At 71.9% G+C, this 6,840-nt stretch carries 6 protein-coding genes; all 6 read right to left on the reverse strand.

Annotation, left to right across the window (positions count from 1 at the left end):
* On the reverse strand, nucleotides 1-1,206 hold a 1,206-nt coding region (locus D7Y13_RS35920; protein ID WP_208734523.1), incomplete at its 3' end, for a zinc-ribbon domain-containing protein.
* 4 nt (nucleotides 1,207-1,210) lie between these two features.
* Nucleotides 1,211-2,755, reverse strand: a complete 1,545-nt coding sequence (gene purH, locus D7Y13_RS35925) for a bifunctional phosphoribosylaminoimidazolecarboxamide formyltransferase/IMP cyclohydrolase (RefSeq protein ID WP_120537887.1) — start codon at nucleotides 2,753-2,755, stop codon at nucleotides 1,211-1,213.
* A gap of 104 nt (nucleotides 2,756-2,859) precedes the next feature.
* Nucleotides 2,860-3,354, reverse strand: a complete 495-nt coding sequence (locus D7Y13_RS35930) for a sigma factor-like helix-turn-helix DNA-binding protein (RefSeq protein WP_120537888.1) — start codon at nucleotides 3,352-3,354, stop codon at nucleotides 2,860-2,862.
* A gap of 54 nt (nucleotides 3,355-3,408) precedes the next feature.
* A complete protein-coding gene (locus tag D7Y13_RS35935; RefSeq protein ID WP_120537889.1) occupies nucleotides 3,409-3,933 on the reverse strand; it encodes a MerR family transcriptional regulator in 525 nt (174 codons plus the stop codon).
* Nucleotides 3,934-4,137: 204 nt separating this feature from the next.
* On the reverse strand, nucleotides 4,138-6,234 hold the full coding sequence (locus D7Y13_RS35940; protein ID WP_120585002.1) for a serine/threonine-protein kinase: 2,097 nt from the start codon (nucleotides 6,232-6,234) through the stop codon (nucleotides 4,138-4,140).
* A gap of 17 nt (nucleotides 6,235-6,251) precedes the next feature.
* On the reverse strand, nucleotides 6,252-6,840 hold a 589-nt coding region (locus D7Y13_RS35945; RefSeq protein ID WP_147452569.1), incomplete at its 5' end, for a PEGA domain-containing protein.

Raw genomic sequence — 6,840 nt, forward strand, 5'->3', positions numbered from 1 at the left:
CAGCACCACCACGAGCAGGCCCACGACGACGGGACGGAACCCGCCTCCGGAGCCCGCGCGCTGCGCGGTCCGGACCGGCGCGGCCGTGATGTGCGAGGTCCGCGCGGGCTTCACCGAGCTGATGCGCGCATCCGGCGACAGCGCCGTGGCGCCCGCGACGCGCAGGTCCTCCCCCGACGCCTGGGAGCCTCCCGCGAGGTCCAGGTCTCCGCCCGACGACGCGGCCGAGGCGTCCAGGTTGCTGAGCATCGGCAGTTCCAGGTCGCCGCCCCTGGAGGATGCTGCCGACTCCTGGGGAGCCACCACCACCGAGGCCTCGGACGCGCCCACCGGATCCTTCTGCCGGCAGTCGTCACAGACGCCCAGGGCCTGGTCGAACGGGTCCGCCAGCGCCTTGCCGCACGAGCGGCAGTTCGCGTGCGTCACCGCCGCAGCCTGCGCGGGTGCGGCGGCCGGCGCGGGGGCGCGAACGGACATGCGGCCCAGCGCCACGCCACCGGAGGTAGCCGCGGGCGGAGGCACCGGGGAAGCCCCATCCCTCCCGAGGTCGCTCGGGGGCGGGCCCAGGAAGTCGAGCAGCGGGTCCGCCGGAAGCGCGAGCGAGGGCGCGGGCTCGGAGGGCGGCGGCTTCGCGACCGGCTCCTTCCGGGCGGGCGCGGCGGCAGTCGGCGCGGGCTTCGCGGGCGGCTGCGTCGGAGCGGGCGCGGCGGCAGTCGGCGCGGGCCTCTGCGCCGGGGCGGACGCGGCGGGCCTCGCGGACGGTTCGCTCCGGGCAGGCGGGGCATCCGGAGGGCCCAGGTCCGCGAACGGGTCCGCGGAGAGGTTCGCCGGGGCGGGTGCCCGGGAGGCGGGAGGGCCCAGGTCCGCGAACGGATCCTCGTCCCTCGGAGGCCCGAGTTCCGGCATCGACCCCAGGTCCCCGAAGAGGTCCGAGGCCGCCGGAGCGTCAGGGGCCTTCGCGGCGGCCGGATTGCTCCGGGGCTCCCGGGCGACAGGAGGCGCCGGGGCGCCGGGAGGGCGCTTCGGCTCGGGAGCGGGGACCGCGGCTCCTTCGGGAGTGGACGCCGTCACCGAAGCGGCGGACGCCTCCCGCTTTACGAGCTGGAGGTGCCGGCAACGGGGACACTGCGCGCGGACGCCCTTGGCCGAGATCAACCGATCGTCGATCGCGTAGGCCGCCGCGCATTTCTGACAGACGATGCGCATGAAGTTAGTGCCGGAAGTGTCGCACTCCGGTCACCACCATGGCCATCCCATGTTCGTCGGCGGCCGCAATCACCTCCGCGTCACGAACGGACCCACCCGGCTGGATGACCGCCGTCGCCCCGGCCCGGGCCGCCTCGTCCAGCCCGTCCCGGAAGGGGAAGAACGCATCCGAGGCCACCGCGCTGCCCTTCAGGGCCTCGCCGCCCCGCGTCATCGCGATGCGGACCGAGTCCACCCGGTTGGTCTGCCCGCCGCCCTGGGCGAGCAGCTGGTGCCCGGCCGCGAACACGATGGCATTGCTCTTCACGTGCTTGCACACCTTCCAGGCGAAGCGCAGGGCCCGCTCCTCCTCCGGCGTGGGGGCGCGCTTGGAGACGACCTTCCACTCCAGGGGCGGCTCCACCGCGTCCCGGTCCATCAGCAGCATGCCGCCCGACACGCTCCGGGCGTCCACCTGGGGACGCGGCCGGGCGGTGGGAGACGCCAGCTCCGGGCCGGCCTCCAAGAGGCGCAGGTTCTTCTTGGTCGCGAGCACCTGGAGCGCCGCTGGCGAGTACGACGGCGCGATGACGGCCTCCAGGAAGGTCTCCGCCATGGCCTTCGCCACGGCCTCGTCCACCTCGCGGTTGAAGGCGACGATGCCCCCGAAGGCGGACGTCTCATCCACCGCGCGGGCGGTGCGGTAGGCCTTCTCCAGCACGTCGTCCACCGCCACGCCGCACGGGGTGTTGTGCTTGATGACCACCGCGCAGGGCTTCTCCGGGAACTCCAGGACCAGCCCCAGGGCCGCGTCCAGGTCCAGGATGTTGTTGTACGAGAGCTCCTTGCCCTGGAGCACCTTCGCGAACGCCACCGACGGCTCCTTCAGCGTCTGGAACTCGCGGTAGAAGGCGCCGCGCTGGTGCGGGTTCTCCCCGTAGCGCAGCCCCTGCACCTTCTGGAAGGCCAGCGACAGCTCCTGGGGGAAGGGCTCCTGGGCCTCGCCCGACAGCCACCCGGAGATGGACGCGTCGTAGGCCGCCGTGTGCGCGAACGCCTTGCGCATCAGCCGCCGGCGCGTCTCCTCGCCCACCGCCTTGTGGCCTTCGATCTCCGCGAGCACCGGCGCGTAGTCGTCCGGGTCCACCACCACGGCCACGTGCTTGAAGTTCTTCGCCGACGCGCGGACCATCGCCGGCCCGCCGATGTCGATGTTCTCGATGATGTCGTCCTCCGCCGCGCCCGACGCCACCGTCTTGCGGAACGGGTAGAGGTTCACCACCACCAGCGAGATGGGCTCGATGCGGTTCGCCGCCATCTCCGCCCTGTCGCTCTCCAGGTCGGGCCGGCCGAGGATGCCACCATGGATGCGGGGGTGGAGCGTCTTCACGCGGCCGCCAAGGATTTCGGGGCTCTGCGTGTGCTCGGACACCTGGGTGGCGGGGATGCTGGCGGCCTTCAGGGCCTCCAGGGTGCCGCCGGTGGAGAGCAGTTGGTAGCCCAGCCGGACGAGGCCCTGGGCAAAGGGAACCAGACCGCGCTTGTCGGAAACGCTCAGGAGAGCCAGCACGTGTGCGCCTCGGGATGGGGGGGTGGCGCGGGTCCTAGCAACCACCCCCTGGGGTGTCAACGCAACACGTCACCCCAGAGACGACACGACACACAGGCCCGACTTCAGGGCTTGCGAGCAGACACGGGCGGCTCTTCGTCCACGGCTTCCCGCAGCTTCATCAGACCGCGCGTCTCCACCTGACGGATGCGCTCGCGGGTGAGGTTCATGATCTCCCCCACCTCCTCGAGCGTGATGCCACCCTTCTCCGCCACGTCCAGGGCGCAGGTGTGCTCCAGCTCGGTGATTTCCTTGTCCGGGAAGTTGAGCTTGATGGAGCCCGTCTCCGGGTTCACGTCCAGGTACAGGTTGTGCTTGCAGGACACGAAGAGACACGGCCGGGGACCGTTGATGCAGTCCGCGCGCGTGCGGGGCCGCTGCTCGTCCACGAGCTTGAGGGTCTCCGCCTCCTCCGGGTCCAGCTGGCCGGCGAGCCTGCGACGGCGCAGGTCGCGCGCCATCTCCTTGCGCGACATGGTCTTGGAGCGCCGTCGTTCCGCGGGCAGCTCCTCCTCGCCTCCTCCCCCCTCGCCCTCCTGCAGCTGCTTCACTTCCGACATGATTCCTCCAGATGTGTGGAGTCTACCCGGTTCAACAGGACCCTGGGGGGCATCCTATTGCGGCCGGAGCGTTTCGTCTTCGCGCGCCGTGACGGCGCTGCCCAATCGGGCGACATCCCGGACCAGATCCTGCGCCCGTTGCCTGAGCGTTGCCAACTGGGCTTCGAGTGACCTCCTGCGTTCTCCTCCCAGGGGCCGTCCTCCCAGCTCCTCCTGGAACCCGTCCAGCACCTCTGACAGGTCCCGCTGGAGCTGGTCGATGTGGTTGCGGTGGAACACGAAGGAGCGGCGGATGTCCTCCAGGGTGTGTCCCTCGGCCATCATCCGCTTGATGACATTGATGCGACGGACGGCTTCCACCGGGTAGAGGCCCAGGCTGCCCTGGTGCTTCCCCTTGCGGCCCACGCGACGGCTGCGAGGCAGGAGCCCCGCCTGGACGTACTTCCGGAACGTCGCCTCCGAGAGCCTCACGCCCCGGGGCCGGAAGATTTCCAGGATCGCGTTCGCGGGCAGACCCCCGGCGTTTTCGCGCTCGATGCGTTCGAGCTCCTCGGGCGCCAGCAGGTCCATCGATTCCATTGAATAGAGGCTACTGAATGGACTGCATAGGTGCCAGATTCGCGCGTCATCCGTCAAGAACGACGAGCAGGCGTGCGGGCGGACGTCGTCCGTCCGACGCTCGCGTCGGGGGCTGAACACACGGGGGGCGTGGCGAAAGTGACGGGGGGAAACGGCGGCCGGCTGCCTCGCCCCCCACCGGTCAGGCAGGGGGAGGCGGCCGGGTCAGCGGCCCTTGGGGGCGCGGAACTCCTGCGCCACGGTGCCGTTGGCGGGGACGACGACGGTGTACGTCCTGGCGCCCGTGGGGTGCTGGAAGGTCAGCTTGTAGGTGCCGGGCGCCACCTTGTAGGAGGCGCGGCCCTGCACGTCCCCGAGCCGCTTCGTGCCCAGGTAGACGGTCGCGTACGGATTGGCGCTGACCTGGAGTGTGCCCACGGCCTTCGCCGCGTCCTCGGAGGGAGGAGCCGGGACAGAGGTGGGAGAGCCCGTCGCGGGAGCAGCGGGGACGGTCTTCTCCGCGGGCGGAGGCGTGGCCAGGGCGGCTTCACGTCGCTGCCCTTCGATTTCCGCTTCGACGGGGTCCGTCGTCGGAGCCCGTGACGGTTCGGTGGGGGCCTTCGCCACGGTGGACGGTGTCGTGCTCGCGACCGGCGGGGAGGTGGCGCTCCCCTGCCCCGCGACGGGAGTCCCCGAGGTGGAGCGCGCCACGGCCAGGACGCCCAGGAGGCCCGCGAGCCCCAGCGCGGCGGCCCCGGCCCAGAAGGCGCGCTTGCGGCCCGGCGCCGAGGGCGGTCCCGGTTCGGTGGCGGATACGGTGTCCGCTTCGCGAGGCTCGGCATCGGACAGGGAGGCGTTACGCACCTCCGCGGCCAGGACAACGGCCCGCCTCGCGGAGGGCGTGTGTCGGCCCGAGGCGCCCTGGTTCGGGTCCGCGTCGTCGCCAGCAACCCGCGAGGCTTCTCCAAGCGACAGGAACTCCGATGCGCCCCTGGAGTCCTCGAAGCGCTCCTGTCCCTGCATCACGCTCCGGCGCCCCCCCTGCGAGGCCTCACCGGACGCGGCGGCGACCTCGCGCGAATCGGAGCGCCGGCCCGACGGCGGCGCGAGCGGCTCCCGCGCCCCGGGGTTCATGGCCGACAGGGGCATCAGCGGCGTGGAGGGCGGAGGCCGTCCAGGCACGGCCTCTTCGGCGCGCGCATCGCGGGACAGCACCAGCGTCGTGCCGTGGAGGTCTTCGTCCGCCGAGGGGCTGCGCATCGCGCCCGAGGCATGGCCCCGCGACGGCATCACCGCCGTGGGCTCCCGGGGCGCGGGCTGCTCGTCCGAGCCGGGCGGAGGCAGCGCCCCGTCCACCAGCGACGTGCGCTCCGGCATCGCGGGCAGCGCCACGTTGCTGGCGGCGACCGGGAACAGCCTGCGCATGAAGTCGCCCACGTCCGTGTCGTCCACGGAGCGGGCCTGGTTCAGCACGCACTGGGCCAGCGCGCGCTCCAGCTCCCCGGCCGTCTGGAAGCGCTTGGACAGGTCGCGCTCCAGCGCCCGGCAGATGGCGGCATCCAGGTCCGGGGGCACGTCCGGGTTCAGACGCGCGGGCGGCACGATGGTGCTCTCCTGCACCGCGCGCAGGACGGCGATCTCCGAGTCCCCCTGGAACAGGCGCCCACCGGTGAGCAGCTCCCACAGCACCACGCCCAGCGCGAACACGTCGGTGCGCACGTCGACGCTTTCGCCCCGGGCCTGCTCGGGCGACATGTACGCGAACTTGCCCTTGAGCACGCCGGGGTTGGTGAGCTTGTTGCCCGCCTTCGCGATGCCGAAGTCGGTGAGCTTCACCGCGCCGTCGTAGGACACGAGCACGTTGTGGGGCGTGACGTCGCGGTGCACCAGGTGCAGCAGCTCGCCGTTCACCCGCAGGCGGTGGGCGTAGTGCAACCCGCGCGCGACCTCCGCGCCGATGTGCGCCACCAGCGTGGGCGGCATCGGCGTCATCGCCTCCTTGCTCCGCTTGCGCAGCTCCCACAGCGAGCAGCCGCGCACGTACTCCATCGCCAGGTAGTAGGTGTCCTCGTGCTTGTCGAAGTCGAAGATCTGCACCACGTTGGCGTGGTTCAGCCGCGAGGCCAGCCGCGCCTCCGCGATGAACATCTGCACGAAGTCCGGGTCGCTCGCGAGGAAGGCGCGCACGCGCTTGATGACGACTTCCTTCTCGAAGCCCTCCGGCCCGCGCGCGGTGCACAGGAAGATCTCCGCCATGCCCCCTTCGGCGAGCTTGCGGCGCACGACGTACTTGCCGACGTGGGTTCCAGCCTCGAGCGTCATGGAAGGGTCCACCGCGCCTACTCGAACTTGACCGTCACCACGTTGAGGTCGATGGGGCGCACCTCGATGCGGCGGTTGAGGGTGCGCTTCAGCTCGGGGTTGGAGAACTTGCAGTCATACATGCCCACGCGCAGCTCCACGGGCTGGAACGGTGTTTCGCCCAGCTTGCGCCCGTTGCACGTCACCTCCGCCCACGGCGTCACCACGAAGCTCACCGACGCGGCACGCTCCACGGGCCGGGCCGCCTCGCGCGCCTCCGCGGCCGGGACCGTCGTGGCCACCGTCGCGACCCCGGGCTCGCGGGCAACCGGGGCGGCCACCTTCGCTTCCTTCACCGCCTGCGGCGCGGGGTCCGGGGCCTGGGTGCCTGCCTCGCCGGAAGGACCGGGCTCGGGCTCGGGCGTCGCGGGGGGCTCCGGGGGCGGAGCCTCCGAACCGGGTCGCCCGGTGGAGGTCATTGGCACGAGCTTCAGCGGCCCCACCACGAGCTGCCCGGACGACGGCACGACGATCTGCGTGCGGAACTCCCGGTAGCCTTCCTTCACCACGACGAGCCGGTAGCGGCCGGGCTTCACCGCAGGCAACACCAGCGGGGTGCGCTCCGGC

It is taken from the genome of Corallococcus praedator (assembly GCF_003612125.1).
GTDB classification, from domain to species: Bacteria; Myxococcota; Myxococcia; order Myxococcales; family Myxococcaceae; genus Corallococcus; species Corallococcus praedator.

Bases quoted from the DNA above. Each gene is read 5' to 3' on its own strand.
- D7Y13_RS35930 (WP_120537888.1), bottom strand. From the start codon at position 3,354: ATGTCGGAAGTGAAGCAGCTGCAGGAGGGCGAGGGGGGAGGAGGCGAG.
- D7Y13_RS35935 (WP_120537889.1), bottom strand. From the start codon at position 3,933: ATGGAATCGATGGACCTGCTGGCGCCCGAGGAGCTCGAACGCATCGAG.
- D7Y13_RS35940 (WP_120585002.1), bottom strand. From the start codon at position 6,234: ATGACGCTCGAGGCTGGAACCCACGTCGGCAAGTACGTCGTGCGCCGC.